Here is a 23,309-nt window from a genome sequence, read left to right on the forward strand (position 1 = left end):
TTCTTCGCCCGGAGACGAAGCCCATGCGTCGCAGAACCTGTGTTGCCCTCGCACTGCTGATCCAGTTCGGCCTCGCCCAGGCGGTCGACGAGGCCGAGCTGGCCGCACTCGTCGAGCGTCCGTCCATCGGCCTGTACAAGGCCTATGCCGAGTTCAAGATGGCCGACTACGACAGCGCGCGCCGCATCTGGCAGGCGCTCGCCGAGCGCGACGTGGCCGAGGCCTGGTTCAATCTCGGCATCCTGGCCGAGGACGGCCTTGGCGAGCCGAAGGATGCCGCGCTCGCGCTGGCGCGCTACCGACGCGGCGCCGAGGCGGGCTCGGTCAAGGCGCAGTATCGCCTCGGCCTGCTCCACCTGGACGGTCGGCTCACCGCGGTGGATGCCGTCCAGGCCCGGCACTGGTTCGCTGCCGCTGCCGCGGCGGGCGATGCGGAAGCCGCGCGCAGGCTCGAGGCGCTCGACGTCACGCATCTGCGCTGAAGCGGGGCCTCAGTCGCGCTGAGCGCGGGCCAGGGCGGCCTGCTCGGCGGCCGGGAACAGGTGCACCACCGAGCGCCGGAACTCAATCTCGACCAGGGCGAGCTGCGAGAAGCGGGCGGGGATGTCGAGCGCGAACACCTCGGTCATGTCGAGGCCGGCCTCGGCCGCGTCGCGGATGGTGGCCTGCAGCCACTCGAGGTAGTCGCGGGTTTCGTGCAGCGGCGCGAGCCGGGTGCTCACCTCGCCGTGGCCGGGCACCCAGAGGCGGGCGGGCAGGCGCGCGAGCGCCTCGAGGGCGCCGAGCCAGCGCGCGATGTCGGCGTGGGGGGTGGTCGGCGCGCGGCCGTTGAACATCAGGTCGGCGGCGTAGACGGTGCCGCTGTCGTGGTCGACCACGACGAGGTCGGCCGCGGTGTGGCCGCCCAGCGCGAGGAGTTCGACATCACGCCCGCCGATCTCCTGCCTGCCGGGCATGACGGCCCGGGCAGGCACGACCACTTCGGTGTCGCGCATCCAGTCGCCATTGAGGCGATACATGTTGTCGTTGAAGCCTTCGCCTTCGCTGCGGATGCCGGCGATCGTGTCGGGCAGCGCGGCCAGCGTGTCCTGCGGGAAAGCCTGGTTGCCGAGGAAGTGGTCCGGGTGGTGATGGCTGTTGAGCGTGAGCACGACCGGCAGCGGCGTGACGGCGCGGATGGCAGCCAGCATCTGTTCGCCGTAGCGGCGCGAGGGGCCGGTGTCGATCACGATGACCCCGCTGCGGCCGACGAGGAAGCCGGTGTTGACGATGTTGCCGCCGTTGGCGAACGAGAAATCCTCGCGCAGGCCAACGATGACGTAGGCACCGGGGGCGATCTCCTGCGCGACGAGGCCGTAGTCGAAGCTGCTGCGCTGCTGGGCCGCGAGCGGCAGCGCGAGCAATAGCGCAAACAGCAGGCTGGCGAGCGACAGGGGCAGCTTCATCGCGTCACCCAGGCGTCGATGCGGTTGCCGTTGTTGTCGCGACCGCTGACGTGCAGCCGCCCGCCGCTCGCCGTGCCGGCCAGGTCGAGGGTGAAGCTGGGGTTCTCGGCCACCGGCCCGAGCGGCTGGATGCGGCTGAGCACGTGCCCGTCCTCGTCGCTGATCACGATGTCCTCGATGTGGAAGGCGGGGATGCCGGCCGCCAGCCCGGTGTCCATGGGGTGGATGATGCGCATGCGCAGGCGCTCGCCACCGTCGATGCGCGCCCACAGCCGGCCGCTGACCTCGTTGAGCCGCTCCTGCCATTCGGGCGACCCTGAACCCACCGAGGGCAGGGTGCAGCCGCCGCCGGTGGCGGTGACCCAGGCCCCGCCCACGCGCCAGACCCCGTCTGCCGTGCGCGCCGCGACCCGCACCGGGGACGACTGCTGCAGCTTGAGGCGAAAGCCCAGGCGCGCCTGGGCCGCGCCGGGCTCGAAGCGCAGCGCCTTGAGGATGGGGTTGAAGTCGGCGAACACGATCAGCTCCTCGACCCCGGCCAGGGCGCTGGCGTCGACGGTGATCGGCACATTGAGCGAGTCCTCGGCCACCGCCGGGCCGCTGACCTTGATGCGCGGGTCGAAGACGACCTCCTGGCCGTCGAAGAAGGTCTTCAGCATGTCGCCCCAGCGCGGCGAGTCGAGCGGGTCCCTGGCGACGGTCTCGCCCGCGGCTGCGGCGAGGACAGGCGGCGTGGCGGCGGCGAGCGCGCACAGCCACAGCATGCCGGCCAGCAAGAGGGCGTGACGCTTCATGCGGTCTCCTCGATGCGCGGCGCCCCGTCCCGGATGGGGGGCGCCCTCTGTTGTGGCAGCGATGCTTGCAAGCCTCATGCCATTGCGCCGGTCTGTCCAGGCTTGCGCCGTGGCCCGGGGGCAAGCGCCCGCGCACGACCGGGTGCCCTGCAGTCTTGTTCCGAAGCGCAACGATTGTGCCCAAGCGCCACATCCGGCGGGCGCGCTTGCGCGCTATGTGGAACAGCGGGGCGCCTGGAATGGTGTCTGCCGCATTCTGGCATGGCGATTGCAGTTATTCGCCTGTCCGGTCCGAGTCCGTGCCGGAGAAGAAGTGGATCAAGAAACCATACGTCCGAGAGACACGAAGGAGGAGTCGATGATGAGCAAGAACATGCGGCAGCGTGCCCTGCCCGTGGTGCTGACGGCGCTGAGCGTGGCGCTGGCAGGTATCGGTAGCGCCCAGGCCAAGGGGGTGACCGACGAGGACATCCTCAAGGATGCGGAACTGACGCACCAGATCGTCACCCACGGGCTGGGCACCAAGGGCCAGCGCTACAGCCCGCTCAAGCAGATCAACCCCGACACGGTGCGCAACCTGGTGCCGGCCTGGGCCTTCTCCTTCGGCGGCGAGAAGCAGCGCGGCCAGCAGTCGCAGCCACTGATCCACGACGGCAAGATGTTCGTCACCGGCTCCTACAGCCGCATCTACGCGCTCGACGTCAAGACCGGGCAGAAGCTGTGGAAGTACGAGCACCGCCTGCCCGAGGGCATCATGCCCTGCTGTGACGTGATCAACCGCGGCGCGGCGATCTACGGCGACGTGGTGATCTTCGGCACGCTCGACGCGCAACTGGTGGCGCTCAACAAGGACACCGGCAAGGTCGTGTGGCGTGAGCGCATCGACGACTACAAGGCCGGCTACTCGATGACGGCGGCGCCGCAGATCGTCAAGGGCAAGCTGATCACCGGCGTGTCGGGTGGCGAGTTCGGTGTGATGGGGCGTGTCGAGGCGCGTGATCCGCTGACCGGCAAGATGATCTGGATGCGCCCGGTGGTCGAGGGCCACATGGGCTACACCTACGACAAGGACGGCAAGGCGATCGAGAACGGGGTGTCGGGCACGGTCAACGCGACCTGGCCGGGCGACCTGTGGAAGACCGGCGGCGCCGCCACCTGGCAGGCCGCCTACTACGACCCGGACGTCGACCTGATCTTCATGGGCACCGGCAACCCGGCGCCGTGGAACTCCTGGCTGCGTCCGGGCGACAACCTTTATTCGTCCGCCACGGTCGCCATCAGCCCGGATACCGGCAAGATCGTCTGGCACTACCAGAGCACCCCGCACGACGGCTGGGACTATGACGGGGTCAACGAATTCATCTCGTTCGAATACAAGGACCCGAAGACCGGCAACCTGGTCAAGGCCGGCGGCAAGGCCGACCGCAACGGCTTCTTCTTCGTCAATGACCGCGCCACCGGCAAGCTGCTCAATGCCTTCCCCTTCGTGTCCCGGATCGACTGGGCCAAGGGCATCGACATGGAGACCGGGCGCCCGATCTGGGACGACAGCAAGCGCCCGGGCAACCCCTTCGTCGAAGGGGCGGCCGAGGGCGCCAAGGGCGAGGTCGTGTTCAACGCGCCGTCCTTCCTCGGCGGCAAGAACCAGATGCCGATGGCCTTCAGCCCCGACACCGGCTACTTCTATGTGCCCGCCAATGAATGGGGCATGGACATCTGGAACGAGCCGGTGAGCTACAAGCGCGGCGCGGCCTACCTGGGTGCCGGCTTCACCATCAAGCCGCTGTACGAGGACTACATCGGCGCGATGCGCGCGGTCGATCCGGTGAGCGGCAAGATCGTGTGGGAAGTGAAGAACAACGCGCCGCTGTGGGGCGGGGTGCTGACCACCGGCGGCAACCTGGTGTTCTATGGCACGCCCGAGGGCTACCTGAAGGCGGTCAATGCCAAGACCGGCGAGGAGGTGTGGCAGTTCCAGACCGGCTCGGGCGTCATCGCGCCGCCAGTGACCTGGGACGACAACGGCGAGCAGTACGTGGCCGTGGTGTCGGGCTGGGGCGGAGCGGTGCCGCTGTGGGGGGGCGACGTCGCCAAGCGGGTGAACTTCCTCGAGCAGGGTGGCATGGTCTGGGTGTTCAAGCTGCACAAGAACTGAGCACAGGCTCACCGCCAAGGCGCGGCTCGACGGCCCGGCGGTGAAAACTGCCGGGCCGTTTTCGTTGCGCAGTGTTGAGGCGCACCGGGAGAGCATGAGATCCGGGGCGGTGCCGATCACTTGCGGCGCGACTCGACATAGGCCTGGATCGCCCACACCTGTTCGGTGGACAACTGCCCCTTCCAGCCCGGCATGTGGCGCACGTCCAGGCGCATCTTGCCTTCCTCGACCGACTTGAGAAAGTACGCATCAGCGTCCTCGGTGCAGCGTTGCTCGAGGGTGGGGTCGTCGAGGCGGCCGCAGTAGCGGCCGATCAGGCGAAGGTTGGCCGCTGGCCCGGGCTGGGTGGCCTCCTCGCCGTGGCAGCGGGCGCACGATTGCGCGTAGGCAACCGCGCCCGCGTCGATGCTGGCAGCGTCGCCACGCAAGGGGTTGGTCCATGCATCGGTTGTCCGCGTCGGTGGGGCCATGGACAGGGTGCTGCAGGCTTGAATGGTCAGTGCAAGCAGCGTGGCGAGGCCGATGCCGAGGGTGGGGCGCAGAGCGCGTTGGCTTACCAGTCGAGCGGGCATCCTGTGCAGTCCTTCATGTACGCATCGTTGAAGTTGGCGAAGCGCTTGAGGGCGCCCTCCATGTTGGTGCCGATCAGCTGCGCTCCCTGGAGCTTGGCTTCCTGGAGATCGGCACTCACCAGCCGGGCGTCCGTTAATCGAGCGTGGTTGAGGTTGGCGATCTCGAGGTGGGCAGCCGTGAAATCGGCCCCGGTGAAGTCCGAACGCATGAGGCGGGCTGCCTCGAGGTCTGCTCCGACCAGGCGGGCATGCCGGAAGATCGCGACCGGTGCGTTGACCTTGTTCAGGCGCGCCCCTCTGAGGTCGGCGCCCTCGAGGTTGGCGCCCGCGAGGTTGGCGCCGCGCAGGTCGGCACGTGCGAGGTTGGCGCCGCGCAGGTCGGCGCCGGCCAGGTTGCGACCGACAAGGTCAGCATGGCGCAGGTCGACACCAGGGCACCGGGTGTAGGGCCACAGGCCGCAGCCATTGATTTCGTGCACCGGTGTCGACTCCGCCGCTGCCGCGATGGGCAGGAGCGTGCCGGGGAGGAGGACGCATGCCACGGCCAGGCGCAGCAGCTTGTGGGTGAAGCGGGTTCGCTCCGGCATCTTCGGGACTCCATCGTGCGGGCAGGTGGCGCGCGGCCGCCTGCCCGTGATTGCAGGGTCAGCGCTGGGCAAGCTGCTTGGGCAGCTTGAACACCCACACGCTGCCGCCCTGGGTGACCTGGCGGGTCAACTCCGCCATGTCACCGCCCCACAGCGGTACCGCGCCGCCGTAGCCGGACTGGATGGCGATGTACTGCTCGCCGTCCATATCCCAGGTGATCGGGCTGGAAATGATCCCGGAGCCGGTCTGGAACTTCCACAGCTCCTTGCCGTTGCTGCTGTCGAAGGCCTTCACATAGCCGTCCGAGGTGCCGGTGAACACGAGGCCGCCGCCGGTGGTGAGGGTGCCGGCCCACAGCGGGAAGGTCTCCTTGTGCTCCCAGGCGATCTTGCCGGTGAGCGGATCCATTGCACGCAGGATGCCGACGTGGTCGCTGAACAGGCGCTTGATGCGGAAGCCCTGGCCGAGGTAGGCCGAGCCCGCCTTGTATTGCAGCTTCTCGGCCCAGTAGTCCATCGCCCAGTGGTTGGCCGGGATGTAGAACAGGCCGGTGTCGGGGCTGTAGGCCATCGGGTTCCAGTTCTTGCCGCCGAGGAAGGGCGGCGACACGAACACGGTCTCGCCCTTCTCTTGGCCTTCGGCCACGGGGGGCGGACGGTTGCCGGTCTCGATCGGCCTGCCGGTGGCGAGGTCAAAGCCTTTCGCCCAGGTGATGCCGTCAACGAAGGGCCAGGCGTTGATGAGCGCGGTGGGCTTGTTCGGATGGTCGGCGCGGGCGGAGAGCTTCTCGCGGTCGGTGACGAAGAAGAAGCCGTTGCGGTCGGCATGCGCGCCGGCCTTGATCAACTTTCCGGTCTTCGGGTCCTTGTATTCGAAAAGGACGATCTCGTTGTTGCCGGAGAAGTCCCAGGCGTCATTGGGCGTGTGCTGGTAGAAGCCCTTGAGCTCGCCGGTGGCGACGTCGACGTAGGCCTGGCCGGAGGTGAACAGGCTGTCCCAGTTCTGCGGATCGTCGCCGGGCGCGGTGCGCGCCCAGGTGTTCCAGGGCGCAGGGTTGCCGGCGCCGATCACGATCGTGTTGGTGTCGATGTCGAAGCTCGCGCTCTGCCACGGGGCGCCGCCGCCGTGGCTCCAGGCCTCGACCTTGCCGGTTTCGCGGGTGGGGTCGTCCGGCCACGACGGCGCCTTGGGGTCGCCGGTCGGGGTGCTCGGTTTGCCGTTCAGCGAGCCCATGTGACCTTCCACCAGCGGACGCTTCCAGATCTCCTCGCCGGTGTCCGGGTCGCGCGCATGGACATGGCCGACTACGCCGAATTCGTCTCCTGATTCGCCGTGGATCAGCAGTACGCGGCCCGATTCCTTGTCGCGCGCGATTGTCGGCGCGCCGGTCATGGTGTAGCCGACCTTGTGGTCGCCGAACTTCTTGCGCCAAACCACCTTCCCGGTGTTGCGGTCGAGGGCGACGATCGCCGCGTCGAGGGTGCCGAAGAAGATCTTGTCGCCATAGATCGCGGCGCCGCGGTTGACCACGTCGCAGCACGGGCGGATGTCGTCGGGAAGGCGGTGCTCGTAGCTCCACAGTTGCTTGCCGGTGCGGGCGTCGATGGCGAACAGGCGCGAATACGAGGCGGTGACATAGAGCACGCCGTCATGGACGATGGCCTGGGCCTCCTGGCCGCGCTGTTTCTCGCCGCCGAAGGAGAACGACCAGGCAGGAACGAGCCCCGCGACGTTGCGGGTGTCGATGTGCTTGAGCGGTGAGTAGCGCTGGGCCTTCAGACCCATGCCGTAGGTGAGCACGTCGGCCGTGGTCTCGTGGTCGCGAACGATGTCGTCCCACGTCACGGCGGTGACGGCGTGGGCTGCCGGGGCAAGTGCGAGGGCGACCGCGCTTGCGAGCACCGCACGCTTGATCCGGCTTGCCGGACCGCTGCTGCGGGTATTGGAAGAGTTTTGTTTCATGCCTGGTTGTCTCCTGAGTTCTTGAGTGAGCCGGCCCAGCGAGTCCTGTGCTTGGCTGACCCGCAGTCTGCGAACTCCGCGGCGCGCAGGCCACGGCGTTTGTCCCCGGAAGTCCGGGAATTTGTCCCGGGTTTGGCGTGGCACGGCGATTGCTAAAAACCTGGGGTGAATATCGGAGGAAGTGATGGATCTTCGCGTCAGGCTCATTCGCAGGTTGATCGTCTATTTCGTGCTCCTGCTCGTGCTTGCCTGCGGTTTGGTCGCCCTTGCCCTGCGCGAGGACGTGGCCGAGGAGATCGAGGCCTCGTCCCGCCTGGCCGAGTTGATGCTGGCTGTCAGCGCGCTACCCGATGGCAGGGTGGACCGCGTGCAGGCCTTGATCGAGCGTGGCGGCTTGCGTCATCTGGACGTGGCGCTTGCCGCGGGGGAAGTCCCTGCAACCCAGCCGTCCGCTATGGACTGGCTGACAGGCAGTCTCGGCCCGGGGGGTGACGCTGCGCGTGAGTGGCGTGTGGCGCTCGGTGAGGGTGTTCTGGTCGTTCGCCCCAACCCGGCGAGCGAGGTCTCCGAGATCGTCGAAGAATCCTCGCGCATGCTCGGACTCTTCGTGATCTTCATCGCGGCGGCAGCCGTGGGGACCTGGCGGACGGTGGGCGCCGCACTTCGGCCCGCTACCGAGCTCGAGGCCGGCGTGCGCCGTCTCGTCGGTGACGAGGTCCGTTCGTTGCCAACGTTCGAGCTCAAGGAATTCGACCGCATTGCGCGTACCGTCGAGGAGATTGCCGACCGCCTCTCCCGTGCGCGTGAGGCAGAGCGCCAGATGGGTGCACGGCTGATTCAGCTACAGGAGGAGGAGCGTCATGCGCTTGCACGCGAGCTTCATGACGAAATCGGACAGGCGCTGACCGCAGTGGGGTTGAGCGCGGCCTACCTCGAGCGGCATGCGGCATCGGCGGAACCCGGCGTGCTGGCCGCGTGCGCGCGCGACATCCGGATGGAGGTGGCAGAGGTGTCCAGGCAGGTGGCTGCAGTGCTCAAGCAGTTGCGACCGCATGCCCTCGATGGGCTGGGGCTGGTGGATGCGGTTCGTGATCTGACCGATTTCTGGCGGGCGCGCATGGATGCCGTGAGTCTGGACGCCCGGCTGCCCTCGGCCTTGCCGCCGCTGTCGAGCGAGGCCGGGCTGGCCTTGTACCGCACGGTGCAGGAGGCACTGACCAACATTCATCGGCATAGCGGTGCGCGACGCGTGCTGCTGCAAATGGCGGAGGTCGATGACGGCGTCGAGCTCAACGTCGAGGACGACGGCCGCGGCTGCAGTGACGCGCTCGTGCTGGAGTCGTCCGGTGGCATGCGCGGCATGTATGAGCGCGCCCGACTGGCCGGCGGACGCATCCGTTTCGGCGAATCCGGCCTGGGTGGCTTTAAGGTTGCGTTATGGGTGCCGCAAGCAACAGCGCGTGAGGAGGCCCGATGATTCGCCTGATGTTGCTCGATGACCATGCGCTCGTGCGCACTGGCTACCGCAGACTGTTCGATGCCGAGCCCGACCTGCGCGTCGTGTGCGAGGCGGCCGGCACCGACGAGGCCTGCGCCTGCCTGCGCGAGCGGGAGATCGACGTGGCCGTCGTGGACCTCAGCCTGAAGGGCGCCAGCGGAATCGAAGCGATCCGTCGCATCCTGCAGCGCAATCGTTCGATCCGCGTCCTCGTACTGTCGATGTACGACGAGCCCGGCTTTGTGCGGCAGGCCTTCCGCGCGGGGGCGCTTGGCTATCTCACCAAGAACTGCGAACCCGATGAGCTGATGCGCGCGGCGCGTAGCGTCGCCGCCGGGCGCCGCGTGCTGGGTGAGGGGCTGGCAAGTGCCGTTGTGTGCGCGGAGTATGACGCCGAGGCTTTGCTCGAACGCCTGACCCCCCGCGAGTTCGAGGTCCTGCGTCTGGCTGCGAATGGGGATGCGGCGGCGTGCATTGCGCGTTGCATGCACCTGAGCCAGAAAACGGTCGTCAACCATCTGTCTGCGGTGCGGCAGAAGCTGGGCGCGGACAACGATTTCATGCTGATGCGGCTCGCTGTGCGCCATGGGTTGGTGAGCCTCGAACAGAAGGGCCCGATCTGAGCCGTTCGACTGTTGCGCCGCGTAGCACTTGTTGCGAAATGTTGCTCCTAAGTGCGTCCGGGGCAGCGGAAAGCCCCGCAGTGGGCACGGGTCTGGTTCTTGCAGAAAGTGCGCTGCGAAGGATCGCACATCGTCTTGAACCGATGCCGAAGGCATCAATCGGAGCGAACATGAAGAAGCAGTTACGCAGGAAAACGACTCTGGCCGCGCTTGTCGTCGCGGCTTGCACCAGCCTCGGCGCCCAGGCCGCCGAGCGCGCCACCGCGCGCGAGGCCCAGGCGCTGTTCGAGCGCGCGGTCGAGTACATGAACCAGAACGGCCCCGAGCGCGCCTTCGCGGCCTTCAACGACCGCCAGGGTGCGTTCGTGCGCAAGGACCTGTATGTGTTCGTGATCGACGACAAGGGCGTCTATCACGCCAGCGGCGCGGCGCCCGAGGCGCTGGTGGGCCTGACCGTGCTCAACACCACCGATGCCGCCGGCAATGCGCTGTTCCGCGAGATGATCGACACCACCCGGGTGAATCAGGAGGGCACGGTGCGCTACATGTGGCTGAACCGGGTTACGAACAAGGTCGAGCCCAAGGTCAGCTATGTGCGCAAGGTCGGCAACTACGTGGTGGGCGTGGGCTACTCCGCGCCGCGTGCCAGCGCCGACGACGCGCGCGCCATGCTGGACCGTGCGCTCACGCTGGCGCGTGAGCAAGGCCACGCACGCGCGGCCGCGGCCTTCAACGATCGTCGCGGCGACTTCGTCAAGGACGACCTCTACGTGTTCATGATCAACATGGACAGTGGCCGCTTCGAGGCGATGGGCATGAACCCGGCGCTGTCCGACACCGATGCCCTCGGCCTGCACGACGCCGCCGGCAATGCGCTGGTTGCCGAGATGATCGCCAAGCTCAAGGAGGCCGATGAGGCCTCCGTCGATTACGTCTGGCGCAACCCGGTCACCAACGCGGTCGAGAACAAGCGCTCCTACGTACGCCGTGAAGGCCGTTCCCTGATCGGCGTCGGGCACTACATCGAGTAATACAATCCCCATGCTCCGCTGCGGAACAATTGTTCCGCAGCGGAGCATGGGGACGCGTCTTTGATGCTGGAAAGGGCTTAAGGCAGGCGGTGGCTGAGGCCGTGGTCAGCGAAAATCTTCGCCAGTGTGCCGGAGCGCTGGAGCTCGGCGAGCGCGTTCGACAAGGCATCGGCGAGCTTGCCGCTGTCCTTCCTCACGGCCATGCCCAGCGGCCACGGCCGGATGCGCAGCTCGGGCATGGACAGGGGGTCGAGGGCAATGTCGGTGCCGCCCCCGATCGCGCCCTCGAGCTCGGTCCGCGTGCCCATCGCGGCTGCGATCTCGCTGCGGCGCATGGCCTCCACCGCGGCGGCCAGGCTGGGGAAGTGCACGATGTTGGGCTTGAGCCGGCCGTCCAGGATGTGGAGCAGGAAGTCGCTCGAATGGGTGTCGAGTTCGACGCCGATCTTCTCGGTGGTGAAGGCCTCGAAGGACTCGGCCACCGAGTTCGAGGGCTGCGGGACGCGCTCGGGCAGGCGCGCAATTGCCAGCGTCTCGAGGTGGTAGGGGGCGAAGATGCGCACCTGCGGGTTGACCGAGGCAAAGTGCGTGTCCACCGGCACGTGCAGCATCACGTCGCCGGGCTTGGTGCCCAGGTAGTGGCCCCGCCACACCATGTTGCGCAGGTCATCCTTCATGTCCTCGTCGGCCGGGAACTCGACGATCTGGGGCTGCAGTCCGAGGTGTTCGGCCAGCGCGCGGCCGAGCGCCACGTCGACGCCCTTGCCGGCTGCCGAGTAGGGCGGAAAGTTGGCATACACCGCCACCCGCAGGGTGCCGGGCTGCTGCAGTTCGAGTTCTGCGGCCGCCGCGGTGGCGGACGGGATCAGGCCCGCGAGGGCCAAGGCCCCCGCAGCGCGCAGGAACCGGCGTCGCTCATTGCTGTTCATAAACCGTCTCCAGCCAGGCGCGGATGGCCCACATGGCTTCCTGCGACAGGATGCCCTCGAATGGCGGCATGTACACCGCGCCATTGCGCGTCACGCCGTTGCGCACCTTGCCGATGAAGAACTCGTCCATGTAGTCGTCGTGCTCCAGGTAGCGCAGGTCGGGGGCGATGCCGCCCGACACCGCGCCCAGGCCATGGCAGCGCGCACAGTTCTGGTTGAAGGCCGAGTCGCCGATGCGGATCGCGTCGGCGTTGCCACGGTAGGGGTTCTTCTCGACCCACTGCTCGCCCAGTTGCGGCAAGGTGCTGGTGTCGACTGCCTGCGGCACGACGTCGCCGTGCGCGTGCACCAGCGTGGCGGCAGCGATCAGGCTCAGGCCGGCCGTACCCAGGGCAAAGCGGCCAAACAGTGTCTCCTTCAAGGTTCTCGTCTTCACCTTGTCTATCCTCGTGTGTGGTTGCATCGGGTCATGAATGCCGGCGATTCCGGACAAGGTTGTCACTGCAATCGCCGTGCCAGAGATTGAGGAGCTGCCTGCAGGGTCCGCTGTTTGCGGGCTTGGGTGGACGCCCTTTACTGCAAGCGACTGGCAGGGTTCCTGCTTACGTTTCGGTCTGCGGAGCAGCGCATTTGTTTCGATCCGAATCAAGTGCTACGTTTCGAACCGAAGCACAAGAATCGATGGCAAGCCCGCAGGCCCAGGTCGCGAGGCAGCCCGGAGGAGACATGGAAACAATGGAGCATGCACTGGCGGCGCCAGCGGCGCGCGAGTATCGGCTTCGACAGGCGCGCAGCCAGTTCTTCGGCGAAGGCATTCATCCGGAGGAGGGCGTTCCGGCCCAGATCCTGGCGTCGTGGATGCGTTGCCGCGAGCTCGGGCTGGACAGCTCGAGCCGTGAAGTACGGGATCACGCCGAGCGGGCGCGCCTGTCCGAGGCGCGCGAACGCAGTGCGCGGCTGGTCGAGCACGCCAGCGGGGTGATGGAGCATGTGTTCGAGCAGATTCGCGCCTCGGGCAGCCTGGTGATCCTGTCGGACCCGAAGGGCACGATCATTCATAGCCTGGGTGACGCGGAGTTCGTCGATCGTGCGAACCGCGTCGCCCTGCAGCCGGGAGCGTGCTGGAGCGAGGAGGCGCGCGGTACCAATGCCATCGGCACCACGATCGCCGCGCGTTTGCCGACCGTGGTGCTGGGGCAGGAGCACTTCCTCGAGCACAACGGTTTCCTGTCCTGCACGGCGGCGCCCATCCTCGACTCGCGCGGCGAGCTGGCCGGGGTGCTGGACGTCTCCTGCGATCAGCGTGTGCACCAGCGGCACTCCCTGGGCCTGGTTCGGCTGTCGGTGCATTTGATCGAGAAGCGCCTGTTCGAGACCGAGTTCGCCAATGAGATCCTCGTCGCCTTCCACGAACGCCCCGAGTACGTCGGCAGCCTGCAGGAAGGCCTCATCGCCGTCACCCCCGAGGGCATCGTGGTCGGCGCCAACACGATCGCGCGCGAGTGGATGCAACGTCGCCTCGAGGTGGGCACCGGCGGCGCCTTCGCCGAGCTCTTCCGTCAAGGGCTGGGCAAGATCGCCGACCGCATGCGCAGCTCGGGCGATGCCCTGATCCGCCTCAACCTGCGCGAGGGATCTGACCTTTACGTGCAGTTGCGCTCGCTGCGCCCGCAGATTCGCAGCGTTGCCGAGGAGCCGGCGGTGGCGGTGGAGCCGGTGCGGCCGGCCCGTGTGGCCGGCCGGGCCACCAACGCGGCGGCGGGACGGACGAAGATCGTGCTCGATGCGCTCGCCACCGGCGACGCCGGCATTGCGCGCGCAGTCGATCGCGCGCGGCGCATCCTCGGCAAGGACATTCCGCTGCTGATCCAGGGCGAGTCGGGCGTGGGCAAGGAGTTGTTCGCGAGTGCCTTCCACAACAGCGGGCCACGCGCCGATGGCGCCTTCGTCGCCCTCAACTGCGCGGCGGTGCCCGAAACCCTGATCGAGTCCGAGCTGTTCGGCTACGTCGGCGGCGCCTTCACCGGGGCGCGCAAGGAAGGCGCGATCGGCAAGATCCAGCAAGCCCATGGCGGCACGCTGTTTCTCGACGAGATCGGCGACATGCCGCTCGGCATGCAGGCAAGGCTGCTGCGCGTGCTGCAGGAGCGCTGCGTGACGCCGGTCGGATCCCTGAAGTCGATCCCGGTCGATATCTCGCTCGTCTGTGCCACTCACCGCGTGCTGCGCGACTCGGTGGCACGGGGCGAGTTTCGCGAGGATCTGTACTACCGGGTCAACAGCCTCACCATCTGCCTGCCGCCGCTGCGCGAGCGCAGCGACATCCGCTGCATCGTCGAGCGCATCCTCGCCTTCGAGGCCCGCGACGCGGGGCTGGACGGGGTGAGCATCGGCGAGGAGGTCATGCGCTTCGTCGAGCGCCACAGCTGGCCGGGCAATGTGCGCCAGCTGCAGAACGTGATCCGGGTTGCGGTCGCGCTGCTCGACCCGGACGAGCGCGAGATCCTGCCGGTGCATCTGCCCGAGGAGCTTTTCATGGCCGAGCGCCCGGACGAGGCCGAGCAGGCGCCGTCGCCGCGCTGCGACGAGACCGCATCGGAGCTCGCCTTCGCGCTGCCGACAGCCGGGTCGGGCGCACGCCGGCTCGATCAGCTCGAAGTCGAGCTCATCGAGCGGGTGATGCGCGAGGTCGGCGGCAACCTTTCGGCCGCCGCCCGCACGCTCGGCGTGAGCCGTAATCGCCTGTACCGCAAGCTCGGCCGCAGCGCGCCCGGAGGTGGGTAATCCCAGGTTGACCTATGCTCGGCACAACATATGCTTGGAAGTGCATAGGCGTCTCGCGCGTAGCGGCGCCTGTGCGGCATCGGCGGTGCGCATCGGGGCGCTGGCGGTGACCGCAACCGACAACGATTCAGGAGACGATCGATGTGGAAAGCACTGCACATTGATCCCGCGAAGTGCACCGGCTGTCTGCAATGCGAGATGGCCTGTTCCTACGAGCACACCGGGGTCATCAATCCGAGCAAGTCGCGCATCAAGGTGTTCAACTTCGAGCACGAGGGCCGCAAGGTGCCCTACACCTGCACGCAGTGCACCGAGGCCTGGTGCCTGAATGCCTGTCCGGTGGACGCAATCCGCATCGATCTCACGACCGGCGCCAAGATGGTGTTCGAGGACACCTGCGTCGGCTGCAAGGTGTGCACGATCGCCTGTCCCTTCGGCACCATCAACTACAACCAGGACTCCGGCAAGGTGCAGAAGTGCGACCTGTGCGAGGGCAACCCCGCCTGCGCGAGCGCCTGTCCGACCGGCGCCATCACCTACGTCGACGCCGACTGGACCGGCATCGACAAGATGCGCGCCTGGGCCGCCAAGGCCAATACGCCGGCTTCGGCCGCTGCCTGAGGAGGACACGTCATGGGCTGGAACAGAAAGATCCTGCGGGTGAACCTCACGGCGGGCACCTGCACGGAAGAGGCGCTGAACATGCAGTGGGCCGACGACTACCTCGGCTCGCGCGGCCTGGCCACCAAGTACCTGGTGTCCGAGATCGACCCCAAGGTCGATCCGCTGGCACCCGACAACAAGATGATCATGGCCACCGGGCCCTTGACCGGCACCATGGCCTCGACCGGCGGGCGCTACACGGTCGTCACCAAGGGCCCGCTGACCGGCGCTATCGCCTGCTCGAACTCGGGCGGCTTCTTCGGCGCCGAGATGAAGTTCGCCGGCTGGGACATGGTGATCTTCGAAGGCAGGTCGGCCAAGCCGGTGTGGCTCTACATCGAGAACGACAAGGCCGAGCTGCGCGACGCCGCTGGCCTGTGGGGCAAGAGCTGCTGGGAAACCGAGGAGCACATCAAGGATGAACTGCAGGACCCGCTGGTGCGCATCTCCTCGATCGGCGTCGCCGGCGAGAACCAGGTGCTCTACGCCTGCATCGTCAATGACATGCACCGTGCGGCGGGCCGTTCCGGCGTGGGCGCGGTGATGGGCTCGAAGAACCTCAAGGCCGTCGCCATCCGTGGCACCAAGGGCGTGTCGGGCATCAAGGACTTCGGCGCCTTCCTCAAGGCCACCAACGACGCCAAGAAGGTGCTCGCCGACAACGCGGTCACCGGCCAGGGCCTGCCCAAGTACGGCACCCAGGTGCTGATGAACGTGATCAACGAGATCGGCGCGCTGCCTACCCGCAACCACCGCGACGTGCAGTTCGAGGACGCTTCCAAGATCTCCGCCGAGGCCATGCACGAGAAGCGCGAGTCGGACGGCAAGACGCATCTGGTGACCAACGCTGCCTGCTTCGGTTGCACCATTGCCTGCGGGCGCATCTCGGAGATCGACAAGGGTCACTTCACCGTCAAGAACAGCCCGAAGTACTGGGGCGCCTCCGGCGGCCTGGAATATGAAGCCGCCTGGGCGCTCGGCGCGGCCAATGGCGTGGGCGACCTTGAGGCGCTGCAGTACGCCAACCTGATCTGCAACGAGCAGGGCATGGACCCGATCTCCTTCGGCGCCACCGTCGGCGCGGCGATGGAGCTCTACGAGCTGGGCGTCCTCGATGACGAGAAGATCGGCATGGCGGCACCGTTCGGCTCGGCCGAGGCGCTGGCGAAGATGGTCGAGATGACCGCGCTGGGCGAGGGCTTCGGCCAGGAGCTCGGCCTTGGCAGCAAGCGCCTGTGCGAGAAGTACGGCCGGCCCGAGCTGTCGATGAGTGTCAAGGGCCAGGAATTCCCCGCCTACGACTCGCGCGGCATCCAGGGCATGGGCCTGGCCTACGCCACCTCCAACCGCGGCGCCTGCCACCTGCGCGGCTACACCGTGGCGTCCGAGGTGCTCGGCATCCCGGTCAAGACCGACCCGCTCACCACCGATGGCAAACCCGAGCTGGTGAAGGCCTTCCAGGATGCCACCGCGGTGTTCGACTCGGCCGGCATCTGCGTGTTCACCAGCTTCGCGTGGACCCTGGCCGACGTGCAGCCGCAGGTGGCCGCCGCCTGCGAAGGCGACTGGAGCATGGAGAAGCTGAACGAGGTGGGCGAGCGCATCTGGAACATGGAGCGCATGTTCAACAACGCCGCCGGCTTCACCGCCAAGGACGACAACCTGCCGCCGCGCCTGACCCAGGAGCCGGCCAAGACCGGCCCGGCCAAGGGCCTGGTCAACGGCCTGGCGAAGATGCTGCCGGAGTACTACCAGGTGCGCGGCTGGACGCCCGAGGGGCAGCCGACCGACGCCACCCGGGCACGCCTGGGCCTGTAATGGCATGAGCCTGAGCGGGCGCCCTGCGGGGCGCCCGCCTTCCGTTCGAGGACGTTCCAATGAAACACCTGATTCTCGGCAACGGCCCCGCCGGTGTCGTTGCCGCCGAGACGCTGCGCAAGGCCGCGCCGGCGGACGACATCCTGATGGTCGGCCACGAGGATGCGCCGCCTTATTCGCGCATGGCCATCCCCTATCTGCTGGAAGAGAACATCGACGAGTCGGGCACCTTCCTGCGCAAGGGCGCCGACCACTTCGAGCGCCTGCGCATCCGCCAGATGCGCGGCCGCGCGGTGGCGCTCAACACCGACAAGCGCACCGTGCTGTTCGACGATGGCCACTTCGAGGACTACGACCGCCTGCTGATCGCCACCGGCTCTCACCCGGTGCGCCCGCCCATCCCGGGCGTCGACCTGCCCGAAGTGCAGACCTGCTGGACACTGGCCGATGCGCGCGCGATCGCTGCGCATGCGAAGCCCGGTGCGCGCGTGCTGCAACTGGGCGCCGGCTTCATCGGCTGCATCATCATGGAGGCGCTGGCCAAGCGCGGTGTGCAACTCACCGTGGTGGAGATGGGCGACCGTATGGTGCCGCGCATGATGACGCCCAAGGCCGGCGGCATGATCAAGCGCTGGGTCGAGGAGAAGGGTATCCGTGTGCTGACCTCGGCCGGCGTACAGCGCATCGACCGTGGCAGCGAGGCGGGCAGCAGCGCGCCGCTGGCGGTGACGCTGTCGACCGGCGACCGGCTCGACTGCGACCTCGTCATCGTTGCCGCCGGGGTGGCGCCGAACGTCGGCTTCCTGGAGGAAACCCCGGTCCATGTCGCCAAAGGGGTGCTGGTGGACGACCGCATGGAGACCAGCGTGCCCGGCATCTTTGCCGCGGGTGACGTGGCCGAGGCGCCGGATCTGTTCACCGGCGCCCACCTGGTTGCCGCGATCCAGCCCAACGCCGCCGACCAGGCGCGCATCGCGGCGATGAACATGGCGCGCGGCGGCGCCGGTGGCGACACCCGGCTCAACGGCGTGCTGGCGATCAACGTGCTCGACACGCTGGGGCTGATCTCGTCGTCCTTCGGCCAGTGGTGGGGCGAGAAGCCGGAGCAGGGCGGTGCGGGCGTCGAGCTGGTCGATGAGGCGCGCTATCGCTACCTGAGCCTGCAGTTCAAGGACGACGTGCTGATCGGCGCCACCTCCATCGGTCTGACCCAGCATGTCGGGGCCTTGCGCGGCCTCATCCACGGCCGGGTCAAGCTGGGCGACTGGAAGGAGCGCCTGCTGCAGACGCCCCTGGCCTTCGTCGACGCCTACGTCGCGCGCAGCCAGCAACCGATGGCGCTGGCGCGCTGAGGGGGAGACGTGGAGACCCGCGTGACAATCCGTATCGGCTTCAAGCTCTTCGCGTCGCTGTCCGACTACCTGCCCGATGGCCATCGTGGCAACCGGCTGGAACTCATGATGGACGAGGGCACGACGGTGGCGGACGTGATCCACCGCTACCGCGTGCCCGAACGAAGCGCCCATCTGGTGCTGGTCAACGGCCACTTCGTGCCACCCTCGGAGCGCCCGAAGCGCCGCCTGCAGGACGGCGACGAGCTCGCCATCTGGCCGCCGATCGCCGGCGGCTGAACCGTGGCCTTCATCAACGGCCCGGTGCCCGAATCCTTCGCGCGCCGGGTCACGGCCACGCCCCGCGAGTTCGAGCGCGACCTGCGCCAGGCCTGGCCGGTCGTGCAGGGCAGCACCGAGGCGCTGCGCTTTGCCCTGCAGGATGGCGCCCAATCGCTTGTCATCGACATCGAACCCGCCGGCGTGCGCCGGCTTGGCCTGTTCGAACTGCCGCAACTGGACGTGCGCTACCGCTTCGGCCCCGGCGACGAAGCCAGCCGCGGCGCCTTGCTGGCGCGGCTGGATCGTGCGATGCAAAAAGGCGGGGGCTGACCGCCGCGCGGCCGCGCCTGCGCCTTTCGCGCTGCGACCCGTACGGGGTTTCGGGTATGCTCCCCGGCGATGTCTGCCTTCGCCAGCACCTTCTCCGATGCGCTGTCGCTGCTTGCCACCTTCGACCACACGGTGGCCGAGATCGTGACCTTGTCGCTGCAGGTCAGTGGTGGCGCGGTGGTGCTGGGGACGCTGATCGGGCTGCCGCTGGGTGCCTGCATCGCGGTGGGGCGCTTTCCGGGCAAAAGCACGTTGTCGGTCCTCATCAACGGCCTGATGGGCCTGCCCTCGGTGGTGGTCGGGGTGGTGGTGTACCTGCTGCTGTCGCGCTCGGGGCCGTTCGGCAGCTTCGGCCTGCTGTACACGCCGCTGGCGATGGTCATCGCCCAGACCGTGCTGGTGGTGCCGCTGATGGCGGCGATCACGCGCCAGGTGGTGGAGGACGTGTGGCAGCGCTATGCCGAGGAGCTTCAGCTGATGCGCTTTTCGTGGTGGGACAGCGTCACCACGCTGCTCTACGACTGCCGCCATTCCTTGCTGGTGGCGGTGCTGGCCGGCCTGGGACGGGCGATGAGCGAGGTCGGCGCGGTGATGATCGTGGGCGGCAACATCGACCGCGCCACCCGGGTGATGACCACCGCGATCGCGCTCGAAACCAGCAAGGGCGATCTGCCGCTCGCGATCGCGCTCGGTATCGTGCTCATCGTCCTCATCCTCGCCCTCAACGCGCTGGCCTTCGGGCTGCGCCACTGGGCGATGCGGCGTTACGGCTGAGGCGGACGATGGCGATCTTTCCCCTGCACATCCGCGACCTGCGCTACCAGCCCAATGGCCGCGCGGTGCTGGCCGGCATCGACCTGAAGCTGGGCGACGAAGGCATCACCCTGGTGCTGGGGCCCAACGGGGCGGGCAAGAGCGTGCTGCTGAGGGTGATCTGCGGCTTGGTCGAGCCCAGTGCCGGAACCATGGCCTGGGGCGACGAGGGTGCGAGCCGGCCGGCGCAGGGCGTGATGATGGTGTTCCAGCGGCCGATGATGCTGCGCGCCTCGGTGCTGCACAATGCAGCGCTGGGCTTGAAGCCGCTTGCCATGGCCGCGGCCGAACGCAGACGGCGGGCGCTGGCGGTGCTCGAGCGCGTCGGCCTCGCCGACCGCGCCGACGACAGCGCGCATCAGCTCTCCGGCGGCGAGCAGCAACGCCTTGCCCTCGCCCGCGCCTGGCTCACCGCGCCACGCCTGCTGCTGCTCGATGAGCCGACCGCGAGCCTCGATCCTTCTGCGAGTGCCGAGGTCGAGCGCATCATCCGCGAGATCCGCACCGACGGCACGCGCATCCTGATGGTGACCCACAACCTCGGCCAGGCGACCCGTCTGGGTGACGACATCGTCTTCATGTCCGCTGGCCGGGTGTGCGAACACACGCCGGTACAGCGCTTCTTCTCGCGCCCGCAGTCGGACGAGGCGCGGCTCTTCATCCAGGGGGAACTGCCCTGGCGCATGCGTTTTCCGAGTCCCTGAGGCGCAGCCCGATGCGCGCCGCGCAGTGCGGGGTGCCGCAATGCCACGACGACGCCAAGACCGAAGAGGGCTTCGCCTGGGCCTCACAGCACCGCGCTCAACAAGCCGCCCGCGACGCCGCTGCCGACCACCACCAGCCACGGCGGCAGCTTCCAGAACATCAGTGCGATCAAGGCCACGAGGGCCAGGCCGAAGTCTCGCGGCGTGTGGATCGCGCTCGTCCACACCGGTTGATAGAGCGCGGCCAGCAGCAGGCCGACCACGGCCGCGTTGATGCCCAGCAGCGCCGCCTGCGTGCGGGTGTGGCGGCGCAGACGTTCCCAGAACGGCAGCACACCCAGCACAAGCAGGAAGGAGGGCGCAAAGATCGCCAGCAGGCAGATCAGGCCACCCAGCCAGCCGGCCGGTGCCTGGTTCATCGATGCGCCAAGAAACGCCGCAAAGGTAAATAGCGGACCCGGCACGGCCTGCGCCGCACCGTAGCCCGCCAGAAAGGCGTCATTGCCGACCCAGCCATTGGGCACGACCTCGGTTTGCAGCAGCGGCAGCACGACATGCCCGCCACCAAAGACCAGGGACCCGGCCCGGTAGAAGGCATCCACCATCGACAGGGTCTGATTGGGGACCATCGCCGACAACAACGGCGAGCCCAGCAGCAGCGCAAGGAACAGCGTCAGCAGGAATATGCCAACCCGCGGCCGCGTGGCAATCGGCAAGGGCTCGTGCGTGGCCCCCTGCTGAGGCTTGAACAGCAGCAGGCCAAGGATCGCGGCAATCGCGATGACCCCCACCTGGCCCCACGCTGACGGCACCAGTAGCACGAAGCAGGCAGCCGCCGCCATCAGCGTGATGCGCGGTGCGTCTGGACAGAGATTGCGCGCCATCCCCCATACCGCTTGCGCGACCACCGCCACCGCAACCACCTTCAGCCCGTGCAGCACGCCAGAGGGCATCGCGTCGCCGTAGCTGGCGATGCCCAGCGCAAACAGGATCAGCGCAATTGCCGACGGCAGCGTGAAGCCGGCCCACGCGGCCAGGGCGCCGGCATGGCCGGCGCGGTACAGGCCGAGCGCGATGCCGACCTGACTGCTGGCCGGTCCCGGCAGGAACTGGCAGAGGGCGACCAGATCCGCATAGCTGCGCTCGGTCAGCCATTCCCGCCGCGTCACGAACTCATCGCGAAAGTAGCCCAGGTGGGCGATCGGGCCACCGAAGGAGGTCAGGCCCAGTCGGAGAAAAATCAGGAAGACAGCCCAGGGGCTGCGGTCGTCTTTGGTGCTGTCGGTCATGGTCGCATCTTGATCTCAGGCAGTGCGAGGGCAGGTTAGTCGAGATTCGTATCCGGAATACGACAAACTGATGCGACCTTGAGGGGTGCCGTTTCACCGCCTTTCCTTCAGAGAAGTCGCGGGAACCTGTCAGTGGTGGTTCCGTCCTGCATCGACTGGAGAATGCTCATGGCCATCGGTATCTGGATCAGTCTTCTTGCGTACTTTGCGCTCATGATCGTCATCGGCTTCTATGCGATGCGCAAATCGACGTCTTCGTCCGAAGACTACATGCTGGCGGGCCGAGGCCTCAGTCCGCAGGTGGCGGCCCTGTCGGCAGGCGCGTCGGACATGAGTGGATGGCTGCTGCTGGGTTTGCCCGGGGCGCTGTTCGTATCGGGTCTGGCCTCGGCCTGGATCGGTATCGGTCTGCTGGTGGGGGCGTACTTCAACTGGCTGCTGGTCGCACCACGCCTTCGCGAGCAGACGGTTCACTATGGCAATGCGATCACCATTCCAGAATTCCTGGCGAACCGGTTCCCGACCCGGGCAATGTCGATCAGGCCGGTATCCGCGATCGTCATCGTCGTCTTCTTTGCGGTGTACACCGCATCAGGCCTGGTTGCCGGCGGCAAACTGTTCGAGACGGCGTTTTCCGGGATCTTCAACTTTGGCGGTCTGAGCGACTACGCCGTCGGTATCGTGATTACCCTGGGCGTGGTGCTGGCCTACACGGTTGTCGGTGGCTTCCTGGCCGTCAGCATGACGGACTTCGTGCAAGGCTGCATCATGATGCTGGCACTGGTCATCATGCCGGCGGTCGTTCTCTTTGGCGAAGGTGGCGGCGGTTTCGCCCAGGCGTCGCAGAACCTGAATCGAGTCGATCCCGCGCTGCTTTCCTGGACGCAGGGGCTGACCTTCGTCGGCTGGTTGTCTGCGGTGACCTGGGGCCTGGGTTATTTCGGCCAACCGCACATCATCGTGCGCTTCATGGCCATCCGGGCGCTGAAGGATGTTCCAATCGCCCGCAACATCGGCATGAGCTGGATGCTCGTCTCGCTGGTCGGCGCAATCTCGGTGGGGATTTTCGGCCGGGCCTATGCGATCCGCAATGGGATGGATGTCCAGGATCCGGAAACGATCTTCATCATTCTGGCGGATCTGCTGTTCCATCCGCTGATCACCGGTTTCCTCTACGCCGCATTGCTCGCTGCGATCATGAGTACCGTTTCCAGTCAGCTGCTGGTGTCGTCATCGTCCCTGACCGAGGACTTCTATCGGCTGTTCCTGCGCAAACAAGCGACCGACAGCGAGCGCGTGACCGTGGGCCGGATTTGTGTCGTGCTGGTCGGTCTGGTCGCCGCCGTCATTGCGTCCGATCCGAACTCCCAGGTGCTGGGGCTGGTCGGTAATGCATGGGCAGGCTTCGGTGCGGCGTTTGGCCCGCTCATCATCCTGTCGCTGATGTGGCCGCGCACCAACGGCACGGGCGCGATCGCGGGGATGCTCGTGGGTGCCGCCACCGTCATGATCTGGATTTCGCTGGGCTGGAACGGATCGTTCATGGGTGGCCCCGGGGTGTACGAGATCATTCCCGGATTCATCGCCTCCTTCATTGCGATCCTGGCGGTGAGCAGTCTGACTGCCGATGCCGGCGAGTATCAGCACATCGAGCGCTGAAAGAAGCGCGCCTGCCGCACTTGTTCAAGCGGCTTCGAA

Annotated in this window: 22 protein-coding genes; 14 read left to right on the top strand and 8 right to left on the bottom strand. The window is 67.3% G+C overall.

The features are described 5' to 3' along the window. The first annotated feature begins 23 nt into the window (after positions 1–23). Positions 24–482 (top strand): tetratricopeptide repeat protein, encoded by a 459-nt coding sequence (locus tag ACMV5O_RS17515; protein ID WP_416164677.1) that lies wholly within the window; start codon positions 24–26, stop codon positions 480–482. 9 nt (positions 483–491) lie between these two features. Here ACMV5O_RS17515 and ACMV5O_RS17520 read toward each other — a convergent pair whose 3' ends face one another. Beyond that, entirely contained in the window at positions 492–1,445 is a 954-nt protein-coding gene (locus ACMV5O_RS17520) for a quinoprotein relay system zinc metallohydrolase 1 (RefSeq protein WP_416164678.1), read from the bottom strand. Continuing rightward, positions 1,442–2,239, bottom strand: coding sequence for a quinoprotein dehydrogenase-associated SoxYZ-like carrier (locus ACMV5O_RS17525; protein WP_416164679.1), 798 nt, complete (start codon positions 2,237–2,239; stop codon positions 1,442–1,444). The genes ACMV5O_RS17520 and ACMV5O_RS17525 overlap by 4 nt, the downstream gene beginning before the upstream one ends. A gap of 358 nt (positions 2,240–2,597) precedes the next feature. On the opposite strand from ACMV5O_RS17525, the gene ACMV5O_RS17530 reads away from it, so the two are divergent. Then, positions 2,598–4,394 carry a methanol/ethanol family PQQ-dependent dehydrogenase gene (locus ACMV5O_RS17530; RefSeq protein WP_416164680.1) on the top strand — a complete coding sequence of 599 codons (1,797 nt, stop codon included), beginning with the start codon at positions 2,598–2,600 and terminating at the stop codon, positions 4,392–4,394. Between the two features lie 116 nt (positions 4,395–4,510). Here ACMV5O_RS17530 and ACMV5O_RS17535 read toward each other — a convergent pair whose 3' ends face one another. From ACMV5O_RS17535 to ACMV5O_RS17545, 3 genes are read right to left on the bottom strand one after another with little or no spacing between them, the layout of a single operon-like run. Then, positions 4,511–4,966 (bottom strand): c-type cytochrome, encoded by a 456-nt coding sequence (locus tag ACMV5O_RS17535; RefSeq protein ID WP_416164681.1) that lies wholly within the window; start codon positions 4,964–4,966, stop codon positions 4,511–4,513. After that, positions 4,948–5,553: a pentapeptide repeat-containing protein gene (locus tag ACMV5O_RS17540; protein WP_416164682.1), complete on the bottom strand. Its 606-nt coding sequence runs from the start codon at positions 5,551–5,553 to the stop codon at positions 4,948–4,950. The genes ACMV5O_RS17535 and ACMV5O_RS17540 overlap by 19 nt, the downstream gene beginning before the upstream one ends. Before the next feature lie 58 nt (positions 5,554–5,611). Continuing rightward, on the bottom strand, positions 5,612–7,516 hold the full coding sequence (locus ACMV5O_RS17545; protein WP_416164683.1) for a methanol/ethanol family PQQ-dependent dehydrogenase: 1,905 nt from the start codon (positions 7,514–7,516) through the stop codon (positions 5,612–5,614). 184 nt (positions 7,517–7,700) lie between these two features. Here ACMV5O_RS17545 and ACMV5O_RS17550 point away from each other — a divergent pair, with 184 nt between their 5' ends. The 3 genes from ACMV5O_RS17550 (at position 7,701) to ACMV5O_RS17560 (ending at position 10,668) form a co-directional block, all read left to right on the top strand. Continuing rightward, positions 7,701–8,993, top strand: a complete 1,293-nt coding sequence (locus ACMV5O_RS17550; protein WP_416164684.1) for a sensor histidine kinase — start codon at positions 7,701–7,703, stop codon at positions 8,991–8,993. Further along, a complete protein-coding gene (locus ACMV5O_RS17555) occupies positions 8,990–9,637 on the top strand; it encodes a response regulator (RefSeq protein ID WP_416164685.1) in 648 nt (215 codons plus the stop codon). Before ACMV5O_RS17550 ends, ACMV5O_RS17555 begins: the two co-directional genes overlap by 4 nt. A 170-nt stretch (positions 9,638–9,807) precedes the next feature. Beyond that, positions 9,808–10,668, top strand: a complete 861-nt coding sequence (locus ACMV5O_RS17560; protein ID WP_416164686.1) for a cache domain-containing protein — start codon at positions 9,808–9,810, stop codon at positions 10,666–10,668. 77 nt (positions 10,669–10,745) lie between these two features. Here the strand turns inward: ACMV5O_RS17560 and ACMV5O_RS17565 are convergent, their stop codons facing one another. Continuing rightward, entirely contained in the window at positions 10,746–11,597 is an 852-nt protein-coding gene (locus ACMV5O_RS17565; RefSeq protein WP_416164687.1) for a substrate-binding periplasmic protein, read from the bottom strand. Beyond that, positions 11,584–12,033, bottom strand: a complete 450-nt coding sequence (pedF, locus tag ACMV5O_RS17570; protein ID WP_416164688.1) for a cytochrome c-550 PedF — start codon at positions 12,031–12,033, stop codon at positions 11,584–11,586. The genes ACMV5O_RS17565 and pedF overlap by 14 nt, the downstream gene beginning before the upstream one ends. Positions 12,034–12,323: 290 nt before the next feature. On the opposite strand from pedF, the gene ACMV5O_RS17575 reads away from it, so the two are divergent. The 8 genes from ACMV5O_RS17575 (at position 12,324) to ACMV5O_RS17610 (ending at position 20,322) form a co-directional block, all read left to right on the top strand. Continuing rightward, the gene (locus tag ACMV5O_RS17575) at positions 12,324–14,381 is read left to right on the top strand and encodes a sigma-54-dependent Fis family transcriptional regulator (RefSeq protein ID WP_416164689.1); all 2,058 of its coding nucleotides are present in this window, start codon (positions 12,324–12,326) and stop codon (positions 14,379–14,381) included. Positions 14,382–14,522: 141 nt separating this feature from the next. Continuing rightward, positions 14,523–15,002, top strand: coding sequence for a 4Fe-4S dicluster domain-containing protein (locus tag ACMV5O_RS17580; RefSeq protein ID WP_345792408.1), 480 nt, complete (start codon positions 14,523–14,525; stop codon positions 15,000–15,002). A gap of 12 nt (positions 15,003–15,014) precedes the next feature. After that, positions 15,015–16,862 carry an aldehyde ferredoxin oxidoreductase family protein gene (locus tag ACMV5O_RS17585; RefSeq protein ID WP_416164690.1) on the top strand — a complete coding sequence of 616 codons (1,848 nt, stop codon included), beginning with the start codon at positions 15,015–15,017 and terminating at the stop codon, positions 16,860–16,862. Positions 16,863–16,921: 59 nt separating this feature from the next. Then, positions 16,922–18,214 (top strand): NAD(P)/FAD-dependent oxidoreductase, encoded by a 1,293-nt coding sequence (locus ACMV5O_RS17590; RefSeq protein ID WP_416164691.1) that lies wholly within the window; start codon positions 16,922–16,924, stop codon positions 18,212–18,214. Positions 18,215–18,235: 21 nt separating this feature from the next. Then, entirely contained in the window at positions 18,236–18,493 is a 258-nt protein-coding gene (gene thiS, locus ACMV5O_RS17595; RefSeq protein WP_416164692.1) for a sulfur carrier protein ThiS, read from the top strand. Positions 18,494–18,496: 3 nt separating this feature from the next. Then, positions 18,497–18,805 carry a hypothetical protein gene (locus ACMV5O_RS17600; protein ID WP_416164693.1) on the top strand — a complete coding sequence of 103 codons (309 nt, stop codon included), beginning with the start codon at positions 18,497–18,499 and terminating at the stop codon, positions 18,803–18,805. 69 nt (positions 18,806–18,874) lie between these two features. After that, complete coding sequence (locus ACMV5O_RS17605; protein WP_416164694.1) at positions 18,875–19,579, top strand: ABC transporter permease; 705 nt, start codon at positions 18,875–18,877, stop codon at positions 19,577–19,579. A gap of 8 nt (positions 19,580–19,587) precedes the next feature. Next, a complete protein-coding gene (locus ACMV5O_RS17610; protein ID WP_416164695.1) occupies positions 19,588–20,322 on the top strand; it encodes an ATP-binding cassette domain-containing protein in 735 nt (244 codons plus the stop codon). Between the two features lie 83 nt (positions 20,323–20,405). On the opposite strand, the gene chrA is transcribed toward ACMV5O_RS17610, so the two are convergent. After that, positions 20,406–21,611 carry a chromate efflux transporter gene (gene chrA, locus ACMV5O_RS17615; RefSeq protein ID WP_416164696.1) on the bottom strand — a complete coding sequence of 402 codons (1,206 nt, stop codon included), beginning with the start codon at positions 21,609–21,611 and terminating at the stop codon, positions 20,406–20,408. Between the two features lie 168 nt (positions 21,612–21,779). Here chrA and putP point away from each other — a divergent pair, with 168 nt between their 5' ends. Then, positions 21,780–23,270 carry a sodium/proline symporter PutP gene (gene putP, locus ACMV5O_RS17620; RefSeq protein WP_416164697.1) on the top strand — a complete coding sequence of 497 codons (1,491 nt, stop codon included), beginning with the start codon at positions 21,780–21,782 and terminating at the stop codon, positions 23,268–23,270. Positions 23,271–23,309 lie beyond the last annotated feature (39 nt).

The sequence above is a fragment of the Thauera sp. WH-1 genome, from assembly GCF_047806685.1.
Classification (GTDB): Bacteria; Pseudomonadota; Gammaproteobacteria; order Burkholderiales; family Rhodocyclaceae; genus Thauera.